Origin of the sequence: Pseudomonas sp. B37(2017), from assembly GCF_002112885.1 — a bacterium.
GTDB lineage: Bacteria > Pseudomonadota > Gammaproteobacteria > Pseudomonadales > Pseudomonadaceae > Aquipseudomonas > Aquipseudomonas paraglycinae.
The window spans coordinates 287,155-313,727 of the sequence record NZ_NEIX01000003.1 but is presented as its reverse complement, the minus strand read 5'-3'; the positions used below and the strand labels follow the sequence as shown (position 1 = coordinate 313,727).

At 60.6% G+C, this 26,573-nt stretch carries 25 protein-coding genes; 15 read left to right on the top strand and 10 right to left on the bottom strand.

Features of this window, described 5'->3' with window-relative positions; translation table 11 throughout:
• Positions 1 to 92: 92 nt before the first annotated feature.
• Positions 93 to 992, bottom strand: coding sequence for a D-hexose-6-phosphate mutarotase (locus CAF90_RS10740; protein ID WP_085606205.1), 900 nt, complete (start codon positions 990 to 992; stop codon positions 93 to 95).
• A gap of 57 nt (positions 993 to 1,049) precedes the next feature.
• Positions 1,050 to 1,454: an acyl-CoA thioesterase gene (locus CAF90_RS10735; RefSeq protein ID WP_003229628.1), complete on the bottom strand. Its 405-nt coding sequence runs from the start codon at positions 1,452 to 1,454 to the stop codon at positions 1,050 to 1,052.
• 378 nt (positions 1,455 to 1,832) lie between these two features.
• Between CAF90_RS10735 and CAF90_RS10730 the strand changes: the two genes are divergently transcribed.
• The 8 genes from CAF90_RS10730 (at position 1,833) to CAF90_RS10695 (ending at position 12,437) form a co-directional block, all read left to right on the top strand.
• Positions 1,833 to 3,131, top strand: a complete 1,299-nt coding sequence (locus CAF90_RS10730) for an MFS transporter (RefSeq protein ID WP_085606203.1) — start codon at positions 1,833 to 1,835, stop codon at positions 3,129 to 3,131.
• Positions 3,132 to 3,285: 154 nt separating this feature from the next.
• Positions 3,286 to 4,287 carry a phosphate ABC transporter substrate-binding protein PstS gene (locus CAF90_RS10725; protein ID WP_007954316.1) on the top strand — a complete coding sequence of 334 codons (1,002 nt, stop codon included), beginning with the start codon at positions 3,286 to 3,288 and terminating at the stop codon, positions 4,285 to 4,287.
• A gap of 424 nt (positions 4,288 to 4,711) precedes the next feature.
• On the top strand, positions 4,712 to 6,745 hold the full coding sequence (locus CAF90_RS10720; RefSeq protein ID WP_170929377.1) for an ABC transporter permease subunit: 2,034 nt from the start codon (positions 4,712 to 4,714) through the stop codon (positions 6,743 to 6,745).
• A gap of 16 nt (positions 6,746 to 6,761) precedes the next feature.
• Entirely contained in the window at positions 6,762 to 8,432 is a 1,671-nt protein-coding gene (pstA, locus tag CAF90_RS10715; protein WP_085606198.1) for a phosphate ABC transporter permease PstA, read from the top strand.
• Between the two features lie 82 nt (positions 8,433 to 8,514).
• A complete protein-coding gene (gene pstB / locus CAF90_RS10710) occupies positions 8,515 to 9,348 on the top strand; it encodes a phosphate ABC transporter ATP-binding protein PstB (protein WP_065258233.1) in 834 nt (277 codons plus the stop codon).
• 71 nt (positions 9,349 to 9,419) lie between these two features.
• The gene (gene phoU, locus CAF90_RS10705; RefSeq protein ID WP_007954334.1) at positions 9,420 to 10,181 is read left to right on the top strand and encodes a phosphate signaling complex protein PhoU; all 762 of its coding nucleotides are present in this window, start codon (positions 9,420 to 9,422) and stop codon (positions 10,179 to 10,181) included.
• Between the two features lie 177 nt (positions 10,182 to 10,358).
• The gene (locus CAF90_RS10700) at positions 10,359 to 11,315 is read left to right on the top strand and encodes a response regulator (RefSeq protein WP_085606196.1); all 957 of its coding nucleotides are present in this window, start codon (positions 10,359 to 10,361) and stop codon (positions 11,313 to 11,315) included.
• 225 nt (positions 11,316 to 11,540) lie between these two features.
• Positions 11,541 to 12,437, top strand: coding sequence for a M23 family metallopeptidase (locus CAF90_RS10695; RefSeq protein WP_007954336.1), 897 nt, complete (start codon positions 11,541 to 11,543; stop codon positions 12,435 to 12,437).
• A 6-nt stretch (positions 12,438 to 12,443) separates the two neighbouring features.
• On the opposite strand, the gene CAF90_RS10690 is transcribed toward CAF90_RS10695, so the two are convergent.
• The 3 genes from CAF90_RS10690 to phoB form a co-directional block, all read right to left on the bottom strand.
• Positions 12,444 to 13,784 (bottom strand): hemolysin family protein, encoded by a 1,341-nt coding sequence (locus CAF90_RS10690; protein ID WP_007954342.1) that lies wholly within the window; start codon positions 13,782 to 13,784, stop codon positions 12,444 to 12,446.
• 111 nt (positions 13,785 to 13,895) lie between these two features.
• The gene (phoR, locus tag CAF90_RS10685; RefSeq protein ID WP_218887987.1) at positions 13,896 to 15,182 is read right to left on the bottom strand and encodes a phosphate regulon sensor histidine kinase PhoR; all 1,287 of its coding nucleotides are present in this window, start codon (positions 15,180 to 15,182) and stop codon (positions 13,896 to 13,898) included.
• A 74-nt stretch (positions 15,183 to 15,256) separates the two neighbouring features.
• Positions 15,257 to 15,946 carry a phosphate regulon transcriptional regulator PhoB gene (gene phoB / locus CAF90_RS10680; RefSeq protein ID WP_007896474.1) on the bottom strand — a complete coding sequence of 230 codons (690 nt, stop codon included), beginning with the start codon at positions 15,944 to 15,946 and terminating at the stop codon, positions 15,257 to 15,259.
• A 151-nt stretch (positions 15,947 to 16,097) separates the two neighbouring features.
• Between phoB and CAF90_RS10675 the strand changes: the two genes are divergently transcribed.
• The gene (locus CAF90_RS10675) at positions 16,098 to 16,481 is read left to right on the top strand and encodes a hypothetical protein (protein WP_007954346.1); all 384 of its coding nucleotides are present in this window, start codon (positions 16,098 to 16,100) and stop codon (positions 16,479 to 16,481) included.
• A 113-nt stretch (positions 16,482 to 16,594) separates the two neighbouring features.
• Here the strand turns inward: CAF90_RS10675 and ubiA are convergent, their stop codons facing one another.
• Together ubiA and CAF90_RS10665 are read right to left on the bottom strand one after the other, a co-directional pair.
• A complete protein-coding gene (gene ubiA / locus CAF90_RS10670; RefSeq protein ID WP_085606194.1) occupies positions 16,595 to 17,485 on the bottom strand; it encodes a 4-hydroxybenzoate octaprenyltransferase in 891 nt (296 codons plus the stop codon).
• Complete coding sequence (locus tag CAF90_RS10665; protein WP_085606192.1) at positions 17,485 to 18,036, bottom strand: chorismate lyase; 552 nt, start codon at positions 18,034 to 18,036, stop codon at positions 17,485 to 17,487. The genes ubiA and CAF90_RS10665 overlap by 1 nt, the downstream gene beginning before the upstream one ends.
• Before the next feature lie 199 nt (positions 18,037 to 18,235).
• Here CAF90_RS10665 and CAF90_RS10660 point away from each other — a divergent pair, with 199 nt between their 5' ends.
• The 5 genes from CAF90_RS10660 to CAF90_RS10640 all read left to right on the top strand — a co-directional run bounded on the left by CAF90_RS10660 (position 18,236) and on the right by CAF90_RS10640 (position 22,129).
• A complete protein-coding gene (locus CAF90_RS10660; protein ID WP_007954349.1) occupies positions 18,236 to 18,403 on the top strand; it encodes a rubredoxin in 168 nt (55 codons plus the stop codon).
• A 21-nt stretch (positions 18,404 to 18,424) separates the two neighbouring features.
• Positions 18,425 to 19,573: an NAD(P)/FAD-dependent oxidoreductase gene (locus CAF90_RS10655; protein ID WP_085606190.1), complete on the top strand. Its 1,149-nt coding sequence runs from the start codon at positions 18,425 to 18,427 to the stop codon at positions 19,571 to 19,573.
• Between the two features lie 190 nt (positions 19,574 to 19,763).
• A complete protein-coding gene (locus CAF90_RS10650) occupies positions 19,764 to 20,039 on the top strand; it encodes an HU family DNA-binding protein (RefSeq protein ID WP_003213368.1) in 276 nt (91 codons plus the stop codon).
• Between the two features lie 408 nt (positions 20,040 to 20,447).
• Positions 20,448 to 20,822, top strand: a complete 375-nt coding sequence (locus tag CAF90_RS10645) for a helix-turn-helix transcriptional regulator (protein WP_085606188.1) — start codon at positions 20,448 to 20,450, stop codon at positions 20,820 to 20,822.
• On the top strand, positions 20,822 to 22,129 hold the full coding sequence (locus CAF90_RS10640; protein WP_085606465.1) for a type II toxin-antitoxin system HipA family toxin: 1,308 nt from the start codon (positions 20,822 to 20,824) through the stop codon (positions 22,127 to 22,129). Before CAF90_RS10645 ends, CAF90_RS10640 begins: the two co-directional genes overlap by 1 nt.
• On the opposite strand, the gene CAF90_RS10635 is transcribed toward CAF90_RS10640, so the two are convergent.
• The 3 genes from CAF90_RS10635 to CAF90_RS10625 are packed head-to-tail and all read right to left on the bottom strand — an operon-like array spanning position 22,130 to position 24,289.
• Positions 22,130 to 23,074, bottom strand: coding sequence for a phosphatidate cytidylyltransferase (locus CAF90_RS10635; RefSeq protein ID WP_085606186.1), 945 nt, complete (start codon positions 23,072 to 23,074; stop codon positions 22,130 to 22,132).
• Entirely contained in the window at positions 23,071 to 23,670 is a 600-nt protein-coding gene (locus CAF90_RS10630; RefSeq protein ID WP_085606183.1) for a 1-acyl-sn-glycerol-3-phosphate acyltransferase, read from the bottom strand. The genes CAF90_RS10635 and CAF90_RS10630 overlap by 4 nt, the downstream gene beginning before the upstream one ends.
• Positions 23,657 to 24,289: a CDP-alcohol phosphatidyltransferase family protein gene (locus CAF90_RS10625; RefSeq protein WP_085606181.1), complete on the bottom strand. Its 633-nt coding sequence runs from the start codon at positions 24,287 to 24,289 to the stop codon at positions 23,657 to 23,659. Before CAF90_RS10625 ends, CAF90_RS10630 begins: the two co-directional genes overlap by 14 nt.
• A 692-nt stretch (positions 24,290 to 24,981) precedes the next feature.
• Here CAF90_RS10625 and tssA point away from each other — a divergent pair.
• Positions 24,982 to 26,544: a type VI secretion system protein TssA gene (gene tssA, locus CAF90_RS10620; RefSeq protein WP_085606179.1), complete on the top strand. Its 1,563-nt coding sequence runs from the start codon at positions 24,982 to 24,984 to the stop codon at positions 26,542 to 26,544.
• Positions 26,545 to 26,573 lie beyond the last annotated feature (29 nt).

Sequence of the window (26,573 nt, the reverse complement as noted above, 5' to 3'; positions counted from 1 at the left end):
TCCCGAAGGCGGTGGATCAGTCAATGGATTCGTCGACTGAGACACTGTCTTCGGGAGCAAGCCCCCTCCCACAATGGGTTTTGCGGTGTTGGTTAAAGCGGCTTGCTGCCGACGCTGACACCCATGGTGTGGCGGGCATCCGGTGCCAGGTTCACCACGTCGTTCATCACGTTTGCCGTCTCGATGCAGAGCATGCGCTGCCAGCCATCGTTGTCCATGTCACTAAGCGCAGCGGCGCGGTCGATCCACGGGTTCCAGATCACCGCCGTACGTGAACCGCTGGCGGTCAGCACGATGCGCCGTTCCCAGGCCGGATCGACGATGCTCAGTTGCGGCGGAGCGTCGAGATAGATGCGGTCGGTTTCCCCGGCAAAACGCAGGTCGCCTTGCTGGGTGTGAGTCTTCCAGTCGTCGAGGGTCTCGATGTAATCCAGGCCATCGACGCCTTCGACGCGCACGTTGCGCACATCGCTGACCGCGAAATAGCTGTGCAGCGCCTGGCTGATGCTGACGGTGTCGGCACCACGGTTGTGGCTGGTCAGGCTGATGTGCAACTGATCGTCGAGGCGCAGGGTCAGGGTCAGGTCGACCTGATGCGGCCAGCCCGGAAAGCCACCTTCGGGGTAGGGCAGCTTGAACTCGACCTTGAGGCTTTCACCTTCGGTTTCGATACCGCCCAGTTCCCAATCCATCGCCCGGACAAACCCGTGGGCGGCGGCCGGTTCTTCGCTGACGCGCATTGCCTGCACGCTCTGCGGGTTGCGGGCGAAGACGCCGAACCACGGCCAGCACACCGGCACGCCGGCGCGGATGCTCTTGCCGGTCTTGAACACGGCCTTGTCGTTCAGCCAGATCAGCGGCGGCTGGCCGTCCACCTGATAACTGAGGATGTGCGCGCCTTGCTGGGCCACCAGCACTTCGGCCTGACCGTGGCGGATGCGCCAGCAGTTCAGTTCATCCAGTTTCACGGCTTCAACGTTGGGCGTGTTCATGGGACAACTCTCGATCAGCAACTTGGACGACTATCGACCGTGAAACGGCCGCGAGGTTTAACGTGCGCGTGGCGGAACCGAACGGGTGCGGCCGCTGCCATCGATGGCGACGAACACGAACACCGCTTCGGTCACTTTACGCCACTCGCTGGACAGCGGATCGTCGCTCCACACCTCGACCATCATCTGGATCGAGCTGCGGCCGATTTCCAGGGTCTGGGTATAAAAGGACAATTGCGCGCCGACAGCCACCGGCACCAGAAACGCCATGCGATCAATGGCCACGGTCGCAACACGGCCACCGGCAACACGGCTGGCCATGGCAGTGCCGGCCAGGTCCATCTGCGCCACCAGCCAGCCGCCGAAAATATCGCCGAAGCCGTTGGTTTCGCGGGGAAGCGCGGTGATTTGCAAGGCCAGGTCGCCTTGCGGGATCGGATCTTCTTGTTCGAGCTCTATCATGCCGGGGGTGCCTCTGACCCGTGACTCTTCGTTGGGTATTGCTGGTGGTAGCCGTCTTCGGGAAAAACGATTCAGCACCGAACATACTACGTTCGTCACGTTTTCCATCAGGCGCCTAAGGAGAAACTCTGCGAAACCGGCTAATCCCGAGCAAGGGTCGGGCCAACGACGTTTTCGCACAGCAACCCCTTACAAACCGGAGCAAGGTTGCGAGTATATCGGTCGGTAGACTCCGCGACGACCGTCCGGTTCTGATTTCGACCGGCAAATACGCGCCTCTATGTGCTTTTTCGAACAATTTGCTATGGTGCCGAACCTGCCCGAGCCACAGCCAGCGTTGTTGTGGCGGCAGATCCGACTATAAGAGAAGACCTTGCCATGACCACAGCGCCCTCGAGCCTCGCGCAGCCCGACCAACCCGCACGACCGTTGACCCGCAATGACTACAAGACTCTGTCGCTTTCGGCCCTGGGGGGCGCGCTGGAGTTCTACGATTTCATCATCTTCGTGTTCTTCGCCACCGTGGTCGGCAAATTGTTCTTCCCGGCCGACATGCCCGAGTGGCTGCGTCTGATGCAGACCTTCGGCATCTTCGCCGCCGGCTACCTCGCACGGCCGCTGGGCGGGATCGTCATGGCGCACTTCGGCGACCTGCTGGGACGCAAGAAGATGTTTACCCTGAGCATTTTCATGATGGCCGTGCCGACCCTGATCATGGGTTTGCTGCCAACGTATGCGCAGATCGGCATGTGGGCGCCGATCCTGCTGCTGTTGATGCGCGTCATTCAGGGCGCGGCGATCGGCGGTGAGGTGCCGGGGGCGTGGGTCTTCGTTTCCGAACACGTACCCGGCAAGCACATCGGCTACGCCTGCGGCACCCTGACTAGCGGCCTGACGGCGGGCATCCTGCTCGGCTCGCTGGTCGCCACCGCGATCAACAGCATTTATACGCAAACGGAAGTTTCGGATTACGCCTGGCGGATTCCGTTCCTGCTCGGCGGCGTGTTCGGTCTGTTCTCGGTTTACCTGCGCCGCTGGCTGCACGAGACCCCGGTGTTCGCCGAACTGCAACAACGCAAGGCGCTGGCCGAAGAAGTGCCGCTGCGCGCGGTGCTGCGTGACCATCGCGGGGCGATTGCAGTCTCGATGCTGCTGACCTGGTTGCTGTCCGCCGGCATCGTCGTGGTGATCCTGATGACCCCGACCGTGCTGCAAACGGTCTATCACTTCTCGCCGACCACCGCGTTGCAATCCAATAGCCTGGCGATCGTGTTCCTGAGCTTCGGCTGCATCATTTCCGGCGCGCTGGCCGATCGCTTCGGTGCCGGTCGCGTGTTCGTGTTCGGTTGCCTGGGTTTGCTGGCCAGTTCCTGGACCTTCTATCACAGCCTCGCCGATCACCCGAACTGGCTGTTCCCGCTGTATGCGCTGACCGGTTTCCTGGTCGGCACCATCGGCGCGGTGCCTTATGTGATGGTCAAAGCGTTCCCGCCGGTGGTGCGCTTCAGCGGTCTGTCCTTCTCTTATAACGTCGCTTACGCGATCTTCGGCGGCCTGACCCCGATGGTGGTCAGCCTGTTGCTGAAAGAAAGCGCGATGGGGCCTGCCTACTATGTGGCGGTGCTGTGCGGGATGGGGATCCTGGTCGGCGCGTGGCTCTGGAGCAAAGGTCGCTAAACCACCTTCACACTTGCGGTTACAACTGAAAGGCCAGCCTTCCGACAGGGATGCTGGCCTTTCATCCAATTGTCATATTTCAGCCATAGAGTGTTCACACGGCCTGCTGATACTTGGCCCCGACTTAACACACCCTATCTGCTAGGAGTAAGGCATGAAACTGAAGCGTTTGATGGCGGCAATGACTTTTGTCGCTGCTGGCGTTGCGACTGCCAACGCGGTTGCCGCTGTTGACCCTGCTATCCCGAGCTACACCAAGACCACTGGTGTGTCGGGCAACCTGTCCAGCGTCGGCTCCGATACCCTGGCCAACCTCATGACCCTCTGGGCTGAGAACTACAAAAAAGAATACCCGAACGTAAACATCCAGATTCAGGCCGCTGGCTCCGCCACCGCGCCACCTGCGCTGACTGAAGGCACCTCCAACCTGGGCCCGATGAGCCGCAAGATGAAGGACACCGAACTGGCAGCCTTCGAACAGAAATACGGCTACAAGCCAACCGCCATCCCGGTTGCCGTGGACGCCCTGGCTGTCTTCGTACACAAGGACAACCCGATCCAGCACCTGACCATGGAACAGGTTGACGCGATCTTCTCGTCCACCCGTCTGTGCGGCGCCAAGACCGACGTGAAAACCTGGGGTGACCTGGGCGTGACCGGCGACCTGGCCAACAAGCCGGTTCAACTGTTCGGTCGCAACTCGGTATCCGGCACCTACGGCTACTTCAAGGAAGAAGCCCTGTGCAAAGGCGACTACAAGCCTAACGTCAACGAACAACCAGGCTCGGCTTCGGTCGTGCAGTCGATCAGCTCCTCGCTGAACGGCATCGGTTACTCGGGCATCGGCTACAAGACCGCCAGCGTGAAAACCGTTGCTCTGTCGAAGAAGGGCAGCACTGACTTCATCGAAGACACCGAAGAAAACGCCCTGAACGGCAAGTACCCGCTGTCGCGTTTCCTGTACGTGTACGTCAACAAAGCCCCGAACAAGCCTCTGGCCCCGCTGGAAGCCGAGTTCGTGAAACTGGTTCTGTCGAAACAGGGCCAGGAAGTGGTAGTGAAAGACGGCTACATCCCGCTGCCAGCCAAGGTTGCTGCAAAAGCACTGGCTGACCTGGGTCTGCAGGAAGGCGGCGCTGAAGTCGCAAAAAAGTAACAAACTGAGTCAGGGGTGAACCCCGCCTGACTCACGTGTGGGGCCCGGCCCGCAAGCGGCCCGGCCCCCACACTCCCCGAATTCTTCTATCCACTGCCAGTGCCCTGCTGGCGGCGGATTTGGTGCGTCACTGCATTGTCATCTTTCTGTCATACAGGATCGCTAGGGTGTGCGCATGAATGATCTGGCCAATTCCAAAATGACTACGAACCCTCCCAAGCGCATTGACTTCAATACGCCTGAGTTGCAACGCAAGCGCCGCATTCGCGCGCTCAAGGATCGCTTCACCCGCTGGTACGTCCTCGTCGGCGGTCTGGCGGTGCTGGCAGCCATCACCCTGATCTTCTTTTTCCTCGCCTACGTGGTCGCGCCGCTGTTCAAAGGTGCTGACCTGAGCGCGAAAGATGCAATCACCCCGGCCTGGATGCAGGACGCCGGCAAGCCGCTGATGATTTCGCTCGAAGAGCAGAATCAGGTGGCCATGCGCGTTTCCGACAAGGGCCAGGCGCTGTTCTTCGACATCGACAGTGGCGCTGAATTGAAGCGCGTCGATCTGCCTTTGCCGGCAGGCGCCAGTGTGACCTCCATCGGCGAAGACCAGCCGGGCCATCCGCTGGTGGCCGTGGGCCTGTCCAACGGTCAGGCGCTGGTGTTCCGTCACACTTATAAAGTCAGCTACCCGGATGGCAATAAAACCATCACCCCGGCCATCGAGTATCCGTACGGCGATGCACCGATCGCGCTGAACGAAAGCGGCGGTGCGCTGGAGCACGTCAGCCTCAACGCCACCGATTCGACCCTGATGCTGGTCGGCTCCACCGGTTCGCAACTCAATGTGCTGTCGCTGACCAGCGAAGAAAACATGATGACCGGCGAAGTCACCAACGAGCAGAAGCGTATCGATCTGCCGCAGATGACCGAGCCGGTGAAAAACATCTTCGTCGACCCGCGCCAGCAGTGGCTGTACGTGGTCAACGGGCGTGCCCAGGCCGACGTGTTCAGCCTGCGCGACAAGAGCCTCAACGGTCGCTACAAACTGCTGGAAAACGCTGACGCTGAAGTCACTGCGACCACGCAACTGGTCGGTGGCATCTCACTGATCGTCGGTGACTCCAAAGGTGGCCTGGCCCAGTGGTTCATGGCCCGCGACACCGATGGCGAGCTGCGTCTGAAGCAGATCCGCACCTTCCAGATGGGCACCACGCCGATCGTTGAAATTTCCGCCGAGGAACGTCGCAAGGGCTTCCTGGCCCTGGATGCCAGCGGCAAGCTCGGCGTGTTCCACAGCACGGCGCATCGCACCTTGCTGGTCGATCAAGTCGTCGAAGGCCAAGGACTGTTCGGCCTGTCGCCGCGCGCCAACCGCGTAATCGTCGAAGCCGGCGGCAAGCTGCAACCGCTGCTGCTCGACAACCCGCACCCGGAAGTCTCGTGGAGCGCGTTGTGGAGCAAGGTCTGGTACGAGAACTACGACGAGCCTAAATACGTCTGGCAATCGACTGCGGCCAACACCGATTTCGAACCGAAACTGAGCCTTTCGCCACTGACCTTCGGCACCCTGAAAGCCGCGTTCTACGCGATGCTGCTGGCTGCACCCCTGGCCGTCGCCGCTGCGATCTACACCGCGTACTTCATGGCCCCGGGCATGCGCCGCAAGGTCAAACCGGTGATCGAGCTGATGGAAGCGATGCCGACGGTGATCCTCGGTTTCTTCGCCGGCCTGTTCCTCGCGCCATACGTGGAAGGGCATCTGCCGGGCATCTTCAGCCTGCTGATGTTGCTGCCGATCGGCATCCTGATCGCCGGTTTCACCTTCAGCCGTCTGCCTGAATCGATCCGCCTGAAAGTCCCGGACGGCTGGGAAAGTGCACTGCTGATCCCGGTGATCCTGTTCGTGGGCTGGCTGTCGCTGTACATGAGCCCGTTCATGGAGAACTGGTTCTTTGGCGGTGACATGCGCATGTGGATCTCCCACGACCTGGGCATCACCTACGACCAGCGCAACGCTCTGGTGGTCGGTCTGGCCATGGGTTTTGCGGTGATCCCGAACATCTACTCGATCGCCGAAGACGCCGTGTTCAGCGTGCCGCGCGGCCTGACCCTGGGCTCGCTGGCCCTCGGTGCCACACCGTGGCAGACCATGACTCGCGTGGTGATCCTGACCGCCAGCCCGGGCATTTTCTCGGCGCTGATGATCGGCATGGGCCGTGCGGTCGGCGAAACCATGATCGTGCTGATGGCCACCGGCAACACCCCGGTCATGGAAATGAACCTGTTCGAAGGCCTGCGCACCCTGGCCGCCAACGTTGCGGTGGAAATGCCGGAGTCGGAAGTCGGCGGCAGCCACTACCGCGTGCTGTTCCTCTCGGCGTTGGTGCTGCTGTTGTTCACCTTCGTCATGAACACCCTCGCGGAACTGATTCGTCAGCGTCTGCGCAAGAAATACTCGTCGCTTTAAGCAAAGGTAGAAGTCTGTGAAACAGAACTCCCTGAAAGGATGGTTCAAGAGCGGCGCCCCCGGCGTCTGGATCAGCGGCGGCGCGGTGTCCATCGCGGTCATCATGACCATTGGCCTGCTGGCGGTAATCGCCGTGCGCGGTCTGGGTCACTTCTGGCCGGCGGATCTGATCCACGCCAGCTATGACGTACCGGGCCAGGGCCAGCATCTGGTCGTGGGCGAAGTGGTGCAGAAAGAAGAAGTGCCGCGCGCCCGTCTGAAGAGCGCCGGCCTGCCGGTGCCGGACGAAGGTCCGGAATTCATGACCCGCGAGCTGATCAAGGTCGGCAACCGTGACTTGAACGGCAACGACTTCACCTGGATCGTCGGCGAGTGGCTGACCAACCAGACCACGCCGGTGGAACTGATGGCGCTGGAGCGTCGTGAGTGGGGCAACTTCTACGGCTACCTGGTCAACGTCAAACAGGACGGCAAGGTGATCGCCGAAGGCGAAGCCGCCTGGCCTGAGCTGCAAGCGCGGATCAACCGTGTGAACGGCCTCGCCTCGCAGCTCAAGTCGCTGGAAAAAACCGACATCGGCGCGATCAACGCCGGCCTCGAGCGCATCCGTCTGCACGGTCGCAAGCTGGAACTGGAAGGCAAACTCGACCCGGCTGCCCAGGCGGACATGGACGCCGAGCGCGCCGAGCTGAACGCTCGCTATCAGGACATCGAAGCCCGTCTGGCCGACCTGCACGCGCAGTTCAACCGTGACGCCTTGACCGCTCGTGATGCGAACGGCAAGGAAATCGAAATCGGCCTGGGCAAAGTGGTTCACGCCTACCAGCCGAACGCGATGGGTACGTTCACCAAGATCGGTTTCTACTTCAGCAAGGTCTGGGAATTCCTGTCCGACGACCCGCGTGAAGCGAACACCGAAGGCGGGATTTTCCCGGCGATCTTCGGCACCGTGATGATGACCCTGATCATGGCGATGATCGTGACCCCGTTCGGCGTGCTGGCGGCGGTGTACCTGCGTGAATACGCCAAGCAGAACACCCTGACCCGGGTTATCCGGATCGCGGTGAACAACCTGGCGGGTGTTCCGGCGATTGTTTACGGCGTGTTCGGTCTGGGCTTCTTCGTCTACGTGCTGGGTGGCTCGCTCGACCGTCTGTTCTTCCCTGAAGCGCTGCCGGCACCGACCTTCGGTACGCCAGGTCTGCTCTGGGCGTCGTTGACTCTGGCGCTGCTGGCGGTGCCGGTGGTAATCGTGGCAACTGAAGAAGGTCTGGCGCGTATTCCTCGCACCGTGCGTGAGGGCTCGCTGGCTCTGGGCGCGACCAAGGCTGAAACCCTGTGGAAGATCGTTCTGCCGATGGCCAGTCCGGCGATGATGACCGGCATGATCCTCGCGGTGGCTCGTGCCGCCGGTGAAGTGGCGCCGCTGATGCTGGTGGGTGTGGTGAAACTGGCGCCGTCGCTGCCGGTGGACGGCAACTACCCGTATCTGCACCTGGATCAGAAGATCATGCACCTGGGCTTCCACATCTACGACGTCGGCTTCCAGAGCCCGAACGTCGAGGCCGCGCGGCCGCTGGTGTACGCCACGGCGCTGTTGCTGGTGCTGGTGATCGCCACCCTGAACCTGTCGGCGGTGTACATCCGTAACCACCTGCGCGAGAAGTACAAGGCGCTGGACAGCTGATCGCCGTCACAAGAATTGAAGGGCTGCCGGTCTAGATTCCGGCAGCCAACCGAACCGAATTTGTTAGCACAGGGGATCTCCCATGCAGCACGAAACACATACCCACGGCATCAACATGTCTGCCCTGGGCCGCGACAAGCAGAGCCTGAACCTCGAACAGGAAACCGTGGCCATCGAAGTGCCGGGCCTGAGCCTGTTCTACGGCGAGAAACAAGCGCTGTACGACGTCAGCATGAACATTCCGAAACAGCGCGTGACCGCCTTCATCGGCCCGTCCGGCTGCGGCAAGTCCACGCTGCTGCGGACCTTCAACCGTATGAACGACCTGGTGGATGGCTGCCGCGTCGAAGGCGCGATCAACCTGTACGGCAACAACATCTACCGCAAGGGCGAAGACGTGGCCGAGCTGCGCCGCCGGGTCGGTATGGTGTTCCAGAAGCCTAACCCGTTCCCGAAGACCATCTACGAAAACGTGGTCTACGGCCTGCGCATCCAGGGCATCAACAAGAAGCGCATTCTCGACGAAGCCGTCGAGTGGGCACTGAAGGGCGCGGCCCTGTGGGACGAAGTCAAAGACCGTCTGCATGACTCGGCCCTCGGTCTGTCCGGTGGTCAGCAACAGCGTCTGGTGATCGCCCGTACCATCGCCGTGGAACCGGAAGTGCTACTGCTCGACGAACCGTGCTCGGCGCTTGACCCGATCTCGACCCTGAAAGTCGAAGAGCTGATCTACGAGCTCAAATCCAAGTTCACCATCGTCATCGTGACCCACAACATGCAGCAGGCGGCGCGGGTGTCCGACTACACGGCGTTTATGTACATGGGCAAACTGGTGGAATTCGGCGACACCGATACCCTGTTCACCAATCCGGCCAAGAAGCAGACCGAAGACTACATCACCGGTCGTTACGGCTGACAGTTGCGGGTTATTCACAGAATTGACGCTGCGGCCCGCCGCACCTTACCGGACGCTCCAAGGACGCCAACATGATTAGTAAAGAAGGCCTTACCCATCACATTTCCGCGCAGTTCAACGCCGAACTGGAAGAAGTGCGCAGCCACCTGCTGGCCATGGGCGGGCTGGTCGAGAAGCAGGTCAACGACGCGGTCACCGCGCTGATCGAGGCCGACTCGGGCCTGGCCCAGCAAGTGCGCGAGATCGACGACCAGATCAACCAGATGGAACGCAACATCGACGAAGAATGCCTGCGCATTCTGGCTCGTCGTCAGCCAGCGGCCTCCGACCTGCGTCTGATCATCAGCATCTCCAAGTCGGTGATCGACCTGGAGCGCATCGGCGACGAAGCGACCAAGATCGCCCGCCGTGCAATCCAGTTGTGCGAAGAAGGCGAAGCGCCGCGCGGTTATGTCGAAGTGCGTCACATCGGCGACCAGGTGCGCAACATGGTCCGCGATGCGCTGGACGCCTTTGCCCGCTTCGATGCCGATCTGGCGTTGTCGGTAGCGCAGTACGACAAGATCATCGACCGCGAATACAAGACCGCCCTGCGTGAGCTGGCGACTTACATGATGGAAGACCCGCGCTCTATCTCGCGGGTCTTGAGCATTATCTGGGTGCTGCGTTCGCTGGAGCGGATCGGCGACCACGCGCGCAACATCTCGGAGCTTGTGATTTACCTGGTGCGCGGCACCGATGTGCGCCACATGGGCCTCAAGCGCATGAAGGAAGAAGTTGAAGGGACAAGTGGCGAAACCGCTAATGTTCCGGGCGATGCTGACGATAAGTAAGATTGCCTGAGAAAAGCGCCCGGCCCTTTGGCCGGGCGTTTTTGTTTCTGCTTTTCATGGGCAGAAGCGAATTAAAAAGCAGCACCCGCGAACGAAAAGTCCCGGCGTGACTGAAGAGTTTTGGCAATGTGCCATCAGCCAGCGTTATGCTTGCCGGGATTTTAATAGGGGTGTTGGATGAGCAAGATCAGTGTGTTGGTCGTGGACGATGCATCGTTCATTCGTGACCTGGTGAAAAAGTGCCTGCGTAATTACTTCCCGGGGATCCGCACCGAGGACGCCATCAACGGCAAGAAGGCCCAGGCCATGCTGGCCAAGGAAGCTTTCGACCTGGTGTTGTGCGACTGGGAAATGCCGGAAATGTCCGGCCTCGAACTGCTGACCTGGTGCCGTGAGCAGGACAACCTCAAGACCATGCCATTCATCATGGTCACCAGCCGTGGCGACAAGGAAAACGTCGTGCAGGCGATCCAGGCCGGCGTCACCGGTTACGTCAGCAAGCCGTTCACCAACGAGCAACTGCTGACCAAGGTCAAGCAGGCCCTGAACAAGGTCGGCAAGCTCGACACCCTGATGAACAGCGCCCCGACCAAGATGAACTCGGCGTTCGGCAACGACTCCCTGAGCGCATTGACCGGCGGCAAGGCCGCGGTGATTGGTGGTGCCCCGGCAGCCGCAGCGGTCAACCCGTTTGCCAAGCCTGCCGCTGCAGCCCCGGCACCTGCCGCCGCGCCACAGCGTGGCCTGCTCAACAGCCCGCCTGTGAAAGCTCCGGCAGCCTCCAGCGCTCCGGCCGGCGGTCGTGGCCAGGGTCAGCTGCGCCTGCCGAGCGGCACCCAGCAATGCGTGATCAAGGCCCTGAGCATCAAGGAAGCGCTGCTGGTGGTGAAACGCACCGACACCCTGCCGCAGATCCTCGACAGCGCCGTGCTCGATCTGGAGCAGGGCGACAACGCCGAAATCGCCCGCCTCAACGGCTATCTGCACGCCGTCGTCGCCCACGAGCCGAAACCCGACAGCGACTGGCTGCAACTGACCTTCCGCTTCGTCGACCAGGACGCGCAGAAACTCGACTACATCTCCCGCCTGATCGCCCGCGGCACGGCGCAGAAGCACTTCGTTCCAGGCGCGTGATCTTCGTCGCCTGACATTGATCGTTCCCACGCTCCGCGTGGGAATGCCTCAAGGGACGCTCTGCGTCCTCACGCATGGGACGCAGAGCGTCCCGGGCTGCATCCCCACGCAGAGCGTGGGGACGATCATCTCCTGCACCTGCCAATTTGAAACATCTGTCGACTAGCCTGGTCTGTCTCAGCTGCTAGGCTCATTCCCAGGCCTTACTCGACAGAACTTTTGCCCATGCCCCTGCGCCTGCTGTTTTTCTGTGGTCTGTTCATGGCCTCCACCTCGACTGTGGCCATGACGATCTACAAATCCACCGATGCCAACGGAGTGGTTTCGTACAGCGACCGTCCGAGCAAAGGCTCCCAGGTGTTCGTGTTTCAGGACCGGATGGTCGAGCGCCTCGAGCGCCAGGTCTATCTCGATATCAAGAAGCAGAAGGGCGCGGACGTGGTGTTCGTGCGCAACGACCTGTACGCGCCGGTCGAGGTTGCGCTGGCGTTTACCGGGATGAGCAACGTGCGTGGTGCGCCGGCGCAAACGATCCGCCGGGTGCTGCCGGCGCGCAGCAATACGCGGCTGGCGCTGCTGACGGCGGTGTCCGGTGGCAAGCCGCTGGTGTACACGCCGATGTTCCAGTATTCCCTCGGTGACCCCGCTGGCGCCGCACAGGGCTATCGCTATCCGTTTCCGTGGCGTGGCGGGCCGTTCCGCCTCAGCCAGGGCGCCAATGGCGATTACAGCCACTTCGGGCCGAAGAACAAATACGCGATGGACATTGCCATGCCGGTCGGTACGCCGATCATTGCGGCGCGAGCCGGGGTGGTAGTGAAGACCGAGAATTCCCAGAACGGGCGTGGCACCGATCCCTCCGGTAACTTCGTGCGGATACTGCACGACGACGGCACGATGGGCGTGTACCTGCATCTCAAGCAAGGATCGGTGAGTGTGCGCGAAGGGCAGCGAGTGGCGGTGGGCAGTCCGCTGGCGCTGTCCGGCAACACCGGCAACAGCAGCGGCCCGCACCTGCACTTTGTGGTGCAGCGCAACACCGGGATGGGGCTGGTGTCGATTCCGTATCAGTTCAACCAGCCGCTGGGGGCGTTGCCCAACTTTGCGTTGGGCAAGCAGTAAACCCCGTCAGTCGAGCATCAGCACCTTGGCCAGAATGATCTTCGGACCTTTCATCTTCTTGATGATGATCCGCAGGCCTTCGACTTCCAGCACTTCTTCCTCTTCCGGCACCCGTTTCAGGGTTTCGTAGATCAGCCCGGCGAGGGTTTCGGCTTCGATGTGATCCAGGTCGATCCCCAGCAGGCGCTCGACCTTGAACAGCGGCGTATCGCCCCGTACCAGCAACTTGCCCGGCTGGTAGGCGAGGATGCCGCGCTCGGCTTTGCGGTGTTCGTCCTGGATATCGCCGACCAGCACTTCCAGCACGTCTTCCATGGTCAGGTAGCCGATGATGTTGCCGTCGGCTTCTTCAACCACGGCGAAGTGCGAGCCGCCCTTGCGGAACTGCTCCAGCAGCTGCGACAGCGGCATGTGCCGCGACACGCGTTCCAGCGGGCGGGTCAGTTCGGCGAGGTTGAACGACTCGGGAATGTGATCCAGCGCCGCCAGTTCCAGCAGCAGGTCCTTGATGTGCAGCAGGCCGACGAATTCCTTGCGCTCGCTGTCGTACACCGGATAACGGCTGAACTTGTGGCGACGGAACATCGCCAGGATTTCTTTCAGCGGGGCGTTGAATTCGAGGGTGATCAGGTCTTCCCGGGAGTTGGCCCAGTCGACCACTTCCAGCTCGCCCATTTCCACCGCCGAGGCCAGCACGCGCATGCCCTGGTCGCTCGGGTCCTGGCCACGGCTGGAGTGCAGGATCAGTTTCAGTTCTTCGCGGCTGTAATGGTGCTCGTGATGCGGGCCGGGTTCACCTTGCCCCGCAATGCGCAGGATGGTGTTGGCGCTGGCGTTGAGCAGGTAGATCGCCGGGTACATGGCCCAGTAGAACAAGTACAGCGGCACCGCCGTCCACAGCGACAGCAGCTCGGGTTTGCGGATCGCCCAGGATTTGGGTGCGAGTTCGCCGACCACGATGTGCAGGTACGAAATGATGAAGAACGCGGTGAAGAACGAGATGCCTTTGACGACTTCGGCCGACTGCACGCCGACCGCGCTCAGCAGCGGTTCGAGAATGTGCGCGAACGCCGGCTCGCCGACCCAGCCAAGGCCCAGGGAGGCGAGGGTGATACCGAGCTGGCACGCCGAGAGGTAAGCATCGAGCTGACTGTGCACCGTGCGCAGGATGTGCCCGCGCCAGCCGTGCTGCTCAGCGATGGCTTCGACCCGGGTCGAGCGCAGTTTGACCATGGCGAATTCCGCCGCAACGAAGAAGCCGTTGAGCAAAACCAGGATCAGAGCGAAAAGAATCATGCCGAAATCGGCGAATATTGTTGCGAGGGACAAGCCAGGGGAAGGGTCCATGATGGAGTTTTGCGGGTTCCGTGTGATTCGAAAGAAAGAAAAATCCGCACCTGAAAGGCAGGCGCAAGTCAGCCAATGTAGCGGCTGACCTGGCGATTGCCTAGTCCGGCATTACTCAGCGGCGCTGATGACCCGTGCCTGAGCGACCTGCGCCGGGGCGAAATGGCAGGTGAACGTGCTGCCATGACCGGGCACGCTGCTGATCTCCATCCGTGCGCGATGGCGCAGCAGCACGTGTTTGACGATGGCCAGACCCAGGCCCGTGCCGCCGGTGTTGGAGTTGCGGCTGGAGTCGACGCGGTAGAAGCGTTCGGTCAGGCGCGGCAGGTGTTTGCTGTCGATGCCGATCCCGGAATCCTGCACGCTCAAGTGTGCGCCCTGATCGTCGCCCCACCAGCGGATGCGGATATTGCCTTCGGCCGGGGTGTATTTGACCGCGTTGAACACCAGGTTGGAAAACGCACTGCGCAGTTCCGCCTCGCTGCCCTTGAGCAGAATGCTGGTGTCGGCTTCCAGGGTGATGCGCTGATTTTTCGAACCGGACAACTGCTGCGCATCGCTCTTGATTGACTGCAACAAAGTGTCGATGTGCACCGGCTGGTTGTCCGACGGGTAATCGGTGGCTTCCAGCTTGGCCAGTAGCAGCAAGTCGTTGAGCAGGGTCTGCATGCGTCCGCCCTGTTGCTGCATCTGCTGCAGGGCACGGCTCCAGCGCGGGTTCACTTCCTCGACGTTGTCGAGCAGGGTTTCCAGGTAGCCGCAGATCACCGTCAGCGGGGTGCGCAGCTCATGGGAGACGTTGGCGATGAAGTCTTTGCGCATCTGTTCCAGCTGATGGATGCGCGTGACGTCGCGCACCAGCATCAAGTGTTCGTTGTTGCCGTAGCGCGTGAGGTACAGCTGGATGCGTACGCGATCGTTGGTCGGCGAGGGGATTTCCAGCGGTTCGGCGTAGCTTTCCTGCTCGAAGTATTCCTTGAAGCGCGGATGGCGGACCAGGTTGGTCACCGGTTGGCCGCTGTCCTGCGGGGTCTTGAGGCCGAGCAGGGTTTCGGCGGCGCGGTTCCACCATTCCAGGTTGCCGTCGCTGTCGAGCATGATCACCGCGTCTTTCAGCGCGGCGGTGGACTCCTGAACGCGGTCGATCACCGCTTGCAGGCGTCCGCGTACCCGTTGGTCGCGGCGTTGCAGGTGGTAGATGCTGTCGAACACCTCACCCCACAGGCCGTAGCCGTCGGGCGGTGCTTCATCGGGTTGGTGCAGGCGCAGCCATTCGTGCAGGCGCAGCAGTTGCTTGAGCGTCCAGGCCAGGTACAGGCCCAGTCCCGCCGCCAGACTCCAGCCGTAGTAGCCGGTGATCAGGCCGATCACCAGGCAGCCGGTGACCAGCAACAGCATGTGGCGAATCAGGGTGCCATGCCAGTTTTGGTTCACGGAAAATGCGGTCCTTGTCTACGGGGCTGGCGCTCGGCTCAGGCTTTGGTGGAGAACCGGTAGCCGGTGCCGCGCACGGTTTGTACCAGATTTTCGTAGGCATCGCCGAGGGCCTTGCGCAGGCGCCGGATGTGCACGTCGACGGTGCGCTCTTCAACATAGACGTTGCCACCCCAGACCTGGTCCAGCAATTGGCCACGGGTGTAGGCGCGCTCCTGGTGGGTCATGAAGAATTGCAGCAGACGGTATTCGGTCGGGCCCATCTCGGCAGGTTTGCCGTCGATGGTCACGCGGTGGCTGATCGGGTCGAGCAGCAGGCCGCCGACTTCGATCGGCGCTTCGCCATCGGTCGGGCCGGCGCGACGCAGCACAGCCTTGAGGCGTGCCACCAGTTCGCGTGGGGAAAACGGTTTGGTGATGTAGTCGTCGGCGCCGACTTCCAGACCCTGGATCTTGTTGTCCTCTTCGCCCTTGGCGGTGAGCATGATGATCGGGATGTCCCCGGTCAGCTCGTCACGCTTGAGGCGGCGGGCCAGCTCGATGCCGGAGGTGCCGGGCAGCATCCAGTCGAGCAGGATCAGGTCCGGCTTGCGGTCGACGATGATGGCGTGGGCCTGCTGCGAGTTCTCTGCCTCGAGGCAGTCATAGCCGGCCATTTCCAACGCAACGGCGATCATTTCGCGAATGGGCGCTTCGTCGTCGACGATCAGAATGCTCCTGCCAACCATGCCTTAATCCTCTTGTCATTTAACTGTCTTGCGCCGCATTAGATAACGGAATTATTGCAGTCGTGTGACAGTATTTTAGTCCGGCGGCGATTGTACAAATCCTGAACTAAGCTCTAAGTCCGAATCCTGACAACCACAAGAGAAGGTTTCCATGACACAAATGACTGCTTCCTTTAAGGCTTTGCTGATGGCTGCCGCCCTGACTCTGCCTGGACTGGCGATGGCGGCCGAGCCGGCCATGATGAAAGACGGAATGATGGTCGACCACAAGGGCATGACGCTTTACACGTTCGACAAGGACAGTGGCGGCAAGTCGATGTGCAACGGCGATTGCGCCAAGAACTGGCCGCCGTTGATGGCGCCGGCAGATGCCAAGGCTGAAGGTAAATGGACGGTCATCAAACGTGATGACGGCATGATGCAGTACGCCTACGACGGCAAACCGCTGTACACCTTCGTGAAAGATGCCAAGCCGGGCGATATGACCGGCGACAAGATGAAGGACGTGTGGCACGTGGTTCACGAGCACAAATAAACGCAAATCCCTTGTGGGAGCGAGCTTGCTCGCGAACGCGTCTTTTCAGTCAGCCTATGTGGCAACTGACCCAACGCTTTCGCGAGCAAGCTCGCTCCCACAGGTTTTGTGAGTCAGCGCAACGCGTAATCCAGCACGATCCCGACGAAAATCGCCAGCCCGGCCCAGTGGTTGTGCAGGAACGCCTTGAAGCAACGCATCCGGTCGCGGTCGCGGGTGTACCAGAATTCCCAGGCGTAGCACCCGGCCGCCACCAGCAGGCCGAGGTGGAACCAGATCCCCAGCTCGAATTTCGACCCCGCCAGCACCAGGCAGCCCAGCGACAGTAGCTGCAAGGTCAGGATGATCACCCGGTCCGCTTCGCCGAACAGGATCGCCGTGGATTTCACGCCGATCTTCAGGTCATCGTCGCGGTCGGTCATCGCGTAATAGGTGTCGTAGCCCACCGTCCACAACAGATTGGCGATCCACAGCAGCCAGGCGGTGGCCGGCAACTCACCGGTTTCGGCGGTGAACGCCATCGGCATCCCCCAGGAGAACGCCGCGCCCAGTACCACTTGCGGGTAGTAGGTGTAGCGCTTCATGAACGGATAGGTGAACGCCAGCGCCAGACCGCCCAGCGACAGCCAGATCGTCGCCGCATTGGTGCACAGCACCAGCAGGAAACTCACGCCCATCAGCAGCGCGAAGAACACCAGCGCCTCTTTCGAACTGATCTTGCCGGCAGCGATAGGTCGCTGCGCAGTGCGTTTGACGTGGCCGTCGACCTTGCGGTCGGCCCAGTCGTTGATCACGCAGCCGCCGGCACGGGTCAGCACCACGCCGAGGACGAAAATCACGATATTGGCCAGCGATGGCGAGCCTTTACCGGCAATCCACAGGGCCCAGAGCGTCGGCCACAGCAGCAGGTAAATGCCGATCGGCTTGTCCATCCGGGTCAGCTGGATGAAGTCCCAGGCACGCGGGTTCAAGCGATTCAGGGATTTGAGCAGGCTTTGGTACATCAGCAGTTCTCCGGACGGGCGCGGACGGCTTCCCACAGCGTAGGCAGGAAAATCTCCGCCACCAGTACGCTCAATGCGCCACGGTCGAAACGCGAACGCCGCCCCCACAGGCCAGGAGCCCGGGAATCTTCGGGCAGCCAATGTTCCGGGTAATGGCAGACTTCGATGGCGCGGCGCTGGAAGGCGTGATCGCAGAACAGCAGTTCGCCCAGCGAGCGGCTGCCCAGTTCATCCATGTGCAAGCCGTCGCCCTGCAAGGCACTGCGCGACGCCACGCTGCGGGCGAACACCCAGGCCTCGCCATGCCCGCGCAAATACACCTCACGCACCCAGCCTTCGCTGCCTTCGGCCAGGTCCAGCGCGGCGCATTCGTCGTCGCGCAGGGTCTGCCAGCCTTCGAACAGCGGCGTCACGCTGAAGCCGTCATCGGACAGGCGCGTCAGTCGGCGGGTCAGGGAGCCTTCGTCGAACAGCCAGTCGAGCGTGGATGTGTCGGGGAGGGGTGTCGGTTCGCTTTGCGGGCGCCACAGCGGAGCGTTTGTGTGTTGCACAATGAGTCATTATTGGCAGCAAATGAGGCGGCGAGCTTACCATGGCGAGCCGCGAGTTTGATTGATCCGGGTCGCCGCTGCGCCGAACAGGCTTGCATCTGCCCGGCCCGATCAGTACAAAACGCCCTGAGCCGGACGGCAGCGCTGCACCATCGACCGTCCGCGCCGGCTAAAGCCTGAATCCTGAGGAAGTACCTGAATGAAAAAGTGGCAATGTGTGGTCTGCGGCCTGATTTACAACGAAGCCGACGGCTGGCCGGATGACGGCATTGCGCCGGGCACCCTGTGGCAGGACGTGCCGGAAGACTGGCTGTGCCCGGACTGCGGCGTCGGCAAGATGGACTTCGAAATGATCGAAATCAACTGAGAAAACACTGAGGAGTAGGGCATGAGCGCACCTGTCGTAATCATTGGCACCGGGCTGGCGGGTTACAACCTGGCCCGCGAGTTTCGCAAACTCGATGGCGAAACCCCGTTGCTGCTGATTACCGCCGATGACGGTCGCTCCTACTCCAAGCCGATGCTGTCCACCGGCTTCGGCAAGAACAAGGACGCCGACGGCCTGAGCATGGCGGAGCCGGGCGCGATGGCCGAGCAGTTGAAGGCCGAAATCCGCACCCACACCCGCATCAGCGGCATTGATCCGGGCCACAAGCGGTTGTGGATCGGTGAGGAAGCAGTGAGCTATCGCGACCTGATCCTCGCCTGGGGCGCCGAAACCGTACGCGTGCCGATCGAAGGTGATGGCGGGGACCTGGTGTTCCCGATCAACGATCTCGAAGATTACGCGCGCTTTCGCGCCGCCGCGGCCGGCAAGCGTCGAGTGTTGCTGCTCGGCGCTGGGCTGATCGGCTGCGAGTTCGCCAATGACTTGATTCTGGGCGGCTACGAGGTGCAACTGGTTGCACCCTGCGAGCAGGTGATGCCGACCCTGCTGCACCCGGCCGCTGCTGCTGCGGTGCAGGCCGGGCTGGAAAGCCTCGGTGCGCGATTCCACCTCGGCCCGGTGCTGACCCGTCTGCAAAAAGTCGTGGATGGGCTGGAAGCGCACCTGTCCGACGGCCAGGTCGTCCCGTGCGATGTGGTGGTCTCGGCCATCGGCCTGCGCCCGCGGATCGATCTGGCGGCGGCAGCCGGCATCCAGACCAATCGCGGCGTAGTGGTCGACCGTCATCTGCAAACTTCTCACGCCAACATTTACGCCCTGGGCGACTGCGCCGAGGTCGACGGGCTGAATCTTCTGTACGTCATGCCCCTCATGAGTTGTGCGCGAGCGCTGGCACAAACCCTGGCCGGCAACCCGACCGTGGTGAACTACGGTCCGATGCCGATCACCGTGAAAACCCCGGTCTGCCCGCTGGTGGTTTCCCCGCTGCCACGGGGCCGCGAGGGTGTCTGGACGGTCGAAGGGCAGGGCGCGGACATCAAGGTGCTGTGCCACGACGCAGACGGGCAATTGCTCGGTTACGCCCTGACCGGCGCGGCGGTGATGGAAAAACTCGCGCTGAACAAACAGCTTCCGGCCTTGCTGGCGTAAATACCGGTCGTTCTGTCGGAATCACCCCGCTTTTGCCCCCACAAAGGTCGCGGGGAGACTGGCGCCGCCCTTATCCGCGTGCCATCCTCACTCCCGTCTGCCGCAGAGTAGAGCCTGCGGCGCCTTGGGCGCTGTTCCAACGAGAACAGCACGGACATAACAACAAAAAACCGTCAAAGGGGCTTCACTAATGCGTAAACCAGAACTCGCCGCTGCAATCGCTGAAAAAGCGGATCTGACCAAAGAGCAGGCCAACCGCGTTCTCAACGCCGTTCTCGAAGAAATCACCGGCGCCCTGCACCGCAAGGACAGCGTCACGCTGGTGGGCTTCGGCACCTTCCTGCAACGCCACCGCGGTGCCCGCACCGGCAAAAACCCGCAAACCGGTGAACCGGTGAAGATCAAGGCCAGCAACACCGTTGCGTTCAAGCCAGGCAAATCGTTGAAAGACAGCGTCAATCCATAATTGCGGTGCACTCCCTGAATAGCGGGGAGAGCCGTAGTGAAAAAATGGGCACTCCGATTGCGGTCGGGTGCCCATTTTTTGTGTCTGTAGGGTTCCCGGCTACCTCGGAGTTGTTTCTGTGCCTTTCATGATTTTCTGAATGTTTTTTGTCTTGATATTTATACCTTATCGGCCATTCTTCTATTTATTGTCTATTTATCTGGGCGTTAATCTGTCTGCATGTGTGATGAGTACTGCTGCGAGCTAATGCCTTCAAATTGAGACGTAAAGGACGATTTTTGTATTAATGCCCAGATTTCCATACGCAGTGATGGCATTGGATGTGGCTCAGGTCGATTTTTCCGCATGGCCTGGTATTGAATACACACACTTCGTCATTTGCACATTCGCTTCAGGGATTTAGACACTATGCGCCTCCAAGCAATGACCGACGATGCGATTGCCAGCGCCATTGGTGCCCGGCTCCAGGAATTGCGCCTGAAGAAGAATCTCAGCCAGGAGCATGTCGCCAGGGAAGCCGGCATCAGCCGCCAGACCTTGATCAATCTTCTCCATGGCAAAGGCACCCTGGTGAATCTGCTGGCCGTCCTGCGTGTCATTGGCGAGCTGGAAAGAGCGGCCTTACTGGTTGAGCCCGTTCGACCGAGCCCATTGCAAGTGATCAAGATGGCCGGAACGCAGCGCGTTCGGGCAACCGGCACACGAGCGGTGGGCAAGGCGTCGGCAGGGAGCGCAGGCGATTCTGTGTCCGGCAGCGAAGTCAAAAAGGAGGTTGATTGGTGATTACTGCAAAGGTGTATCTGTTCGACCGGTTTGTCGGGGGGCTGCTCTGGGATGAGGGCAGCCAGCTGGGTTTGTTCGAATACGATCCTGAATTCGTCAAAACCGGTATCGAAATCTCGCCTATCCATATGCCCTTGGCTGCGAATCAGACTTACGCCTTTCCCGGCCTGAATCGGGAAACCTATAAAGGCCTTCCGGCTATCCTGGCTGACTCTCTGCCGGATGATTTCGGTAACGCACTGATCGACGCCTGGCTCGCTAAAGAGGGCCGTGACAAAACGACATTCACTCCCGTTGAGCGAATCCTGTATCAGGGTGCACGCGGGATGGGTGGGCTCGAGTATCGGCCCGCCCTCACTGGCTCTGTAAACGCCAGTGAAAGTGTCCAGATTGATGCGCTGGTAGAGCTTGCCAGCGAAGTGCTCTCGCAACGGGAAAGCTTGGCTGATCGCCTCGCAAAACACGATTCCGATGTCGATGACGAGGCACTTCAGCGCTTGATTCAGGTCGGCACCAGCGCTGGCGGGGCGCGGGCCAAAGCCGTTATCGCGATGAACGCGGCTGGCGAGATCCGTTCAGGGCAAGTCAAGGCGCCAATGGGGTTTTCCTACTGGCTGCTGAAGTTCGACGTTGCTAAAAACACTGACTTCCTGGCCGATTCGCAGGGTTTTGGACGTGTGGAGTACGCATATTCGCTCATGGCCAAAGCCGCCGGCATCACTATGAGCCCGTGCGAATTATTGGAAGAGGGCGGGCGTGCTCACTTTCTGACCAAGCGCTTTGATCGGACCGATGACGGGGAAAAGATCCACATGGCGACCCTGTGTGCCATGGATCATGCCGACTATAAGCAGCCGGGCGGCTACTCCTATGAGCAGGCATTCGGGGTGATGCGAATGCTCGGACTCTCGCGCAGCGACGCAATAGAGTACTTTCGGCGCATGGTTTTCAATGTGGTCGGGCGTAATCAGGATGACCACACCAAGAACACCAGTTTCCTGATGGATCGAGCCGGCACCTGGTCTCTTTCCCCGGCCTATGATGTTTCGTGGTCGTATCAGCCTGGCAGTTTCTGGGTCGCGACCCACCAGATGACTATCAATGGCAAGCGCGACAGGTTTGAGCTCGCGGACCTCGAAGCCGTTGCCCGACAGATCCGGGGCATCGACGCCCCGGCCATAATTCAAGAGGTTTGCGCTGCCGTTAAGCGTTGGCGCGAGATTGCCGGATCAGTAGGCGTTGCACCGCGATTGATCGATGAGATCGAGAAGACACACCGACTCTATCTTGGTGAAGCAATCGCCTGATCAAGCCGAGAAGAAGTACCGGGTGAGGTGAAAGAAGATCGGCGCGGCGAAACAGATCGAATCCATCCGGTCGAGCATCCCGCCGTGGCCCTTGATCATCGTGCCCCAGTCCTTGGCGCTCAGGCTGCGTTTGATCGCCGACATGACCAGCCCGCCAAGGAAACCCATCACCACGATGACCAGCGACATCAGCAGCGACTGCCAGAAGCTGAACGGTGTCATCCAGAACATGCAGCCACCGATAAGCGTGGCGGACAACCCGCCGCCAACCAGCCCTTCCACGGTTTTCGATGGGCTCACCAGCGGCGCGACCTTGCGTTTGCCGAAGAGCTTGCCGAACACGTACTGCAGCACATCGCTCATCTGCACCACGAATACCAGGTAGAACAGCAGCAGGGCGTTCTGACCCTGGAAACCCTGCAGGTCCAGCAACAGCAGCGCCGGCGCATGGCTGATGCAGTAGATACAGATCATCACGCCCCACTGAATCTTCGCCGTGCGCTCCAGAAAGCCCTCGGTGTCCTGGCTCAGCACGGCAATCGCCGGCAGCAGCAGGAACGCATACACCGGCACCAGCAGGGTGAACATCGAATACCAATGGGTGCCGATCAGCAGGTATTGCAGCGGGATCAGGATGAAAAACGCCGAAAACAGCGCGTTATGGTCACCGCGTGCGGTGGGTGTCAGGGTGATGAACTCGCGCAGCGCAAACAGCGAAATGAAGCCGAACAACACTACCGTCGCGTTTGGGCCGAGCAGCCAGGACACGAAGAAAATAATGACCATCCCCCACCACGCGTTCACGCGCTGGTTGAGGTTTTCGATGGTCGCGATCGAGCTTTCGCTCTTTGCGCGTCTGGCCAGTACGCCGCCAATCAGCGAAGCCACCGCCAGCAGTGCAGCGATTGCCGCGAAGAACCACAGGAACTTGGTTTCCAGACTCATTTCGACAACCTCACGATGGCGTCACGCGCGCGATCCAGAAACGCCTGTTTCTCCTCACCGGCAATTCTCTGCAGCGGGTCGCCGATGCGGATCGTGCAGATGATCGGCAGCGGCACATGTTTGCCCTTGGGCATCGAACGATGCAGGTTTTCCAGGTAGATCGGCACCAGATCGACATCGGGAAAGGTTTCGGCCAGACGGAAGATCCCGGACTTGAACTCCCCCGGCAGCGGCTGAGTGGAGCGCGTCCCTTCAGGAAAAATGATGATCGAATGACCGGCTCGCACCACATCGAAGATCGGCTCCAGCACATTGGTACCCGGTGCCGGATTGCGCTCGATCAGCACCGCATTCAGGCCTTTCTGCGAGATGTACGACAGAAAACGGTTCTTGCCCCAGTAGTCCGCGGCCGCCACCGGTTTCACGTTCAATCGGGCTTCCGGCGGCAGTGCAGCGATGATCGCCAGGGTATCCATATGACTGGTGTGGTTGGCGTAGTAGATGCGCTGGCGCGAGAGGTCCGGCGGGCTTTCCCAGCGGGCGGTCACGCCGATCAAGAAACGCAGCACCGAAATCAGCGCATTACTGATCCACATGAGCATTCCCCTTCAGTTGTCTGGCGATGGCCAGGGTGCGCGTGACGCAGGTGGCAACGGAGCCAAGAGCGATGATCACCAGCGCGATCAGCAAAGCGTAGTGGGTCGCGTAGTAAATGGTTTCGAACGCGTTCAACAGCAGCGCCACGGTCATCACCGCCATCCGGTGCTGCTTGGCCATCGGCCCCATGAAACTCTGGGTGAGCCCTAGAGCGCCGCCGAACACCCGGACATACGCCGTCAGCGCAGCGGCCAATGCGGCAAACCAGCCGAGATCGGACTGGCCGATGGCAAAACCCAGCCCGACGATCAGCAGGCTGTCGGCAACCCGGTCCGGAAACTCGTTGTACAGACTGCCAACGGCCGACTGCTTGCCGCCTTCGATTGCCATCATCCCGTCGAACAGATTGCACAGCAGCCGCAGTTGAATGCCGACGATGCACAAGATTGAACCGGCCACGCCGTTGTCGATGTTCAGGGTCACCGCGCCGAACAGCGCGAAGAGCATGCTGATGACGGAGATCTGGTTGGGGGAGATGTCCCGCTTGACCAGTTCATCCGTGAAGCGTCTCGCCCAGCCCGCCGAGCGGGTCTTGATGGGCCGTCTGTTTTCATCCATTTGCCAATGTCCGTATCAGTGGTAAGCCGTCAATTGATGACTGAGGCTGGCAATATAAAGGCACGTTCGCAGCATGAAATATATTGATGTAAGAACAGTCCGCGACATTTGTCAGAACAATCCACATCGAAAGTGTGTGCTTAAGCAGGGCGAAGGCTTGATGGATTGACGGCGACTTGCGTGAAGTCCTGCAATTGTGCGGGTAAAGAAGTCTTGTGAAGTATGCGAAGTGTGTGATGACATCAAATTGATGGCACTTTTATTGTTACCTGTTGTCCTCCGGGATTTGTTTAAAGATGCCTATGTGTTTTCGGAAGATTCCTACTTTATTTTCTTTCCAGTGTTGTCATGCTTTCGTCCGTATTTTGGAACGCGCGTTCAAGGAGGTGTCGGCGGGTTTCAGGCAGCCGCTCTGGGACGCAGGTTACGCCGGGGTTTGAAAGGCACGGTTGATATAAGCCGATATCAGGGAAACCCCTGACACATATAGGGCGATCTCCTACAGCGCCCAATGAACAGTTCGTCTTGTTGTTTAATCAGATGCTTGCTAGTGGCCATCATAGTGATTACGATGCGCCCACTTGAAAGAGCACACACTCAATTGGATGAGTCTTCTCACTGCTCTTCGATACTGTCCCCGCGCCGCTGCAACTCCAATAGGCGCACGACCGTAATCCAAACAAAGGCCATGGATGTCCTACTCAAGCAAACTTTCCGCCCATTACCTCGAACTCGCTAAAGTCTCTGTTTCCAAAGAGAATTTTGCGGGCGAAGACGTTCGTTTCTCGAGCGAATTCGAGGCCTTGGAAAGCGAGCTGGCCAAAGCCTCTTCGATGCACGAAAGCGGGCAGATCGACTGGCTGAAAATTCGCGAAAACAGCGAAAACCTCCTGCGTACCCAATCCAAGGATTTACGTGTCGGCGCCTGGCTGACCTGGTCGCTGTACCAGCGTGAATCCTTCCCCGGCCTGCTGGCCGGCCTCGGTTTGCTGCACCACTTGTCGGAAAACAACTGGGCCGAGGTTCACCCGCTCAAACCCCGCACCCGGGCCGCCGCCATTGGCTGGCTGGTGCCGCGTATTGAGCAGGTGATCACCGAGAACATCGCGATCAAGGAACAGCTGCCGATGTTCCGGCAACTGTCCGAGCACCTGTCCGGTCTCGACGCCGCCTGCACCGAGCATCTGGGCGATGATGCGCCGCTGCTGTTGCCGCTCTCCCGCCGCCTGAAAACCATGATCCAGCGCGCCGCCGATAACCAGCCGGCACCCGGCGTGGTGGGCGCGGCGGTGGCGCAGGTCAAGCAGGCCGCCAGCCAGTTGCTGGCGCCCGGCGCGCCGATCGACAACGAGAAAGAAGCCCACAAGGCCCTGCGCGCGCAGCAGGAAAGCGCCCGCCCGTTGTGCGCCTGGTGGCTCAAGCAGAAAGCCACCGACCTGCGCGCGCTGCGCCTCAACCGCACCTTGCTGTGGATGACGATCGATGCGGTGCCCGAACGCAACGCCGAGCAGATCACCGTGCTGCGCGGGTTGCCGGTCGACAAGCTCAAGCAGTATCAGGACCGTTTCGATCAGGGCAAATACGCCGACCTGCTGGTGGAACTGGAGGCGAGCCTGGCGAAGGCGCCGTTCTGGTTCGATGGCCAGAGGATGGTCTGGGAATGTCTCCAGAACCTCAACGCCGAGCTGGCCATGCGCGAAGTGGAAATCCACTTCGCGCTTTTGATTCAGCGCCTGCCCGGCATCATCGAGCTGCGTTTCCATGACGGTGCGCCGTTCGCCGATCCGTCCACCCGGGCGTGGATCGCCGGCAACGTCATGCCGCACCTGCAAAGCGCCAGCGCGCCGCGCAAGGTCGAGACCGAGAACGTCGAAACCCAGCCAGCCTGGGAAAAGGCCTTGGAAGAAGTCCAGCCGATCCTGCGCAAGGAAGGCCTCAAACCGGCGGTGCAGATCCTCAAGCAGGGCCTGCAATCGGCGCACGGCGGGCGCGAACGCTTCTTCTGGCAGTTCGCCCTCGCGCGGCTGTGCTTCCTGGCCAAGAAATACGAACTCGCCAAGAACCAGCTCGAAACCCTCGATCAGACATTACAGGACTCAGGCCTGCACGCCTGGGAGCCCGATCTTGCATTGGAAGTGCTGCACCTGCTGCACAGTTGCTGCGAGTTGTTACCGCAGAACCATGCCGTACGTGAACGCAAGGAAGAGATTTATCGCAGGCTGTGCCACCTCGATCTCGAAGTGGTACTCGAATAGGCCCCAGGGCCACAACCGCAAGGAGAAAA

Excerpts from the sequence above, each read along its gene's own strand:
- CAF90_RS10650 (WP_003213368.1), top strand. The coding sequence starts at position 19,764 with ATGCGTAAACCAGAACTCGCCGCTGCAATCGCTGAAAAAGCGGATCTG.
- CAF90_RS10655 (WP_085606190.1), top strand. The coding sequence starts at position 18,425 with ATGAGCGCACCTGTCGTAATCATTGGCACCGGGCTGGCGGGTTACAAC.
- CAF90_RS10735 (WP_003229628.1), bottom strand. The coding sequence starts at position 1,454 with ATGATAGAGCTCGAACAAGAAGATCCGATCCCGCAAGGCGACCTGGCC.
- CAF90_RS10690 (WP_007954342.1), bottom strand. The coding sequence starts at position 13,784 with ATGGACCCTTCCCCTGGCTTGTCCCTCGCAACAATATTCGCCGATTTC.
- CAF90_RS10635 (WP_085606186.1), bottom strand. The coding sequence starts at position 23,074 with ATGAGTCTGGAAACCAAGTTCCTGTGGTTCTTCGCGGCAATCGCTGCA.
- pstB (WP_065258233.1), top strand. The coding sequence starts at position 8,515 with ATGCAGCACGAAACACATACCCACGGCATCAACATGTCTGCCCTGGGC.
- phoB (WP_007896474.1), bottom strand. The coding sequence starts at position 15,946 with ATGGTTGGCAGGAGCATTCTGATCGTCGACGACGAAGCGCCCATTCGC.
- CAF90_RS10625 (WP_085606181.1), bottom strand. The coding sequence starts at position 24,289 with ATGGATGAAAACAGACGGCCCATCAAGACCCGCTCGGCGGGCTGGGCG.
- CAF90_RS10700 (WP_085606196.1), top strand. The coding sequence starts at position 10,359 with ATGAGCAAGATCAGTGTGTTGGTCGTGGACGATGCATCGTTCATTCGT.
- ubiA (WP_085606194.1), bottom strand. The coding sequence starts at position 17,485 with ATGTACCAAAGCCTGCTCAAATCCCTGAATCGCTTGAACCCGCGTGCC.
- CAF90_RS10660 (WP_007954349.1), top strand. The coding sequence starts at position 18,236 with ATGAAAAAGTGGCAATGTGTGGTCTGCGGCCTGATTTACAACGAAGCC.
- CAF90_RS10695 (WP_007954336.1), top strand. The coding sequence starts at position 11,541 with ATGCCCCTGCGCCTGCTGTTTTTCTGTGGTCTGTTCATGGCCTCCACC.
- CAF90_RS10630 (WP_085606183.1), bottom strand. The coding sequence starts at position 23,670 with ATGTGGATCAGTAATGCGCTGATTTCGGTGCTGCGTTTCTTGATCGGC.
- CAF90_RS10740 (WP_085606205.1), bottom strand. The coding sequence starts at position 992 with ATGAACACGCCCAACGTTGAAGCCGTGAAACTGGATGAACTGAACTGC.
- CAF90_RS10720 (WP_170929377.1), top strand. The coding sequence starts at position 4,712 with ATGCAGGACGCCGGCAAGCCGCTGATGATTTCGCTCGAAGAGCAGAAT.
- CAF90_RS10730 (WP_085606203.1), top strand. The coding sequence starts at position 1,833 with ATGACCACAGCGCCCTCGAGCCTCGCGCAGCCCGACCAACCCGCACGA.
- phoR (WP_218887987.1), bottom strand. The coding sequence starts at position 15,182 with ATGCTGTTGCTGGTCACCGGCTGCCTGGTGATCGGCCTGATCACCGGC.
- phoU (WP_007954334.1), top strand. The coding sequence starts at position 9,420 with ATGATTAGTAAAGAAGGCCTTACCCATCACATTTCCGCGCAGTTCAAC.
- CAF90_RS10725 (WP_007954316.1), top strand. The coding sequence starts at position 3,286 with ATGAAACTGAAGCGTTTGATGGCGGCAATGACTTTTGTCGCTGCTGGC.
- tssA (WP_085606179.1), top strand. The coding sequence starts at position 24,982 with ATGTCCTACTCAAGCAAACTTTCCGCCCATTACCTCGAACTCGCTAAA.
- CAF90_RS10675 (WP_007954346.1), top strand. The coding sequence starts at position 16,098 with ATGACACAAATGACTGCTTCCTTTAAGGCTTTGCTGATGGCTGCCGCC.
- CAF90_RS10645 (WP_085606188.1), top strand. The coding sequence starts at position 20,448 with ATGCGCCTCCAAGCAATGACCGACGATGCGATTGCCAGCGCCATTGGT.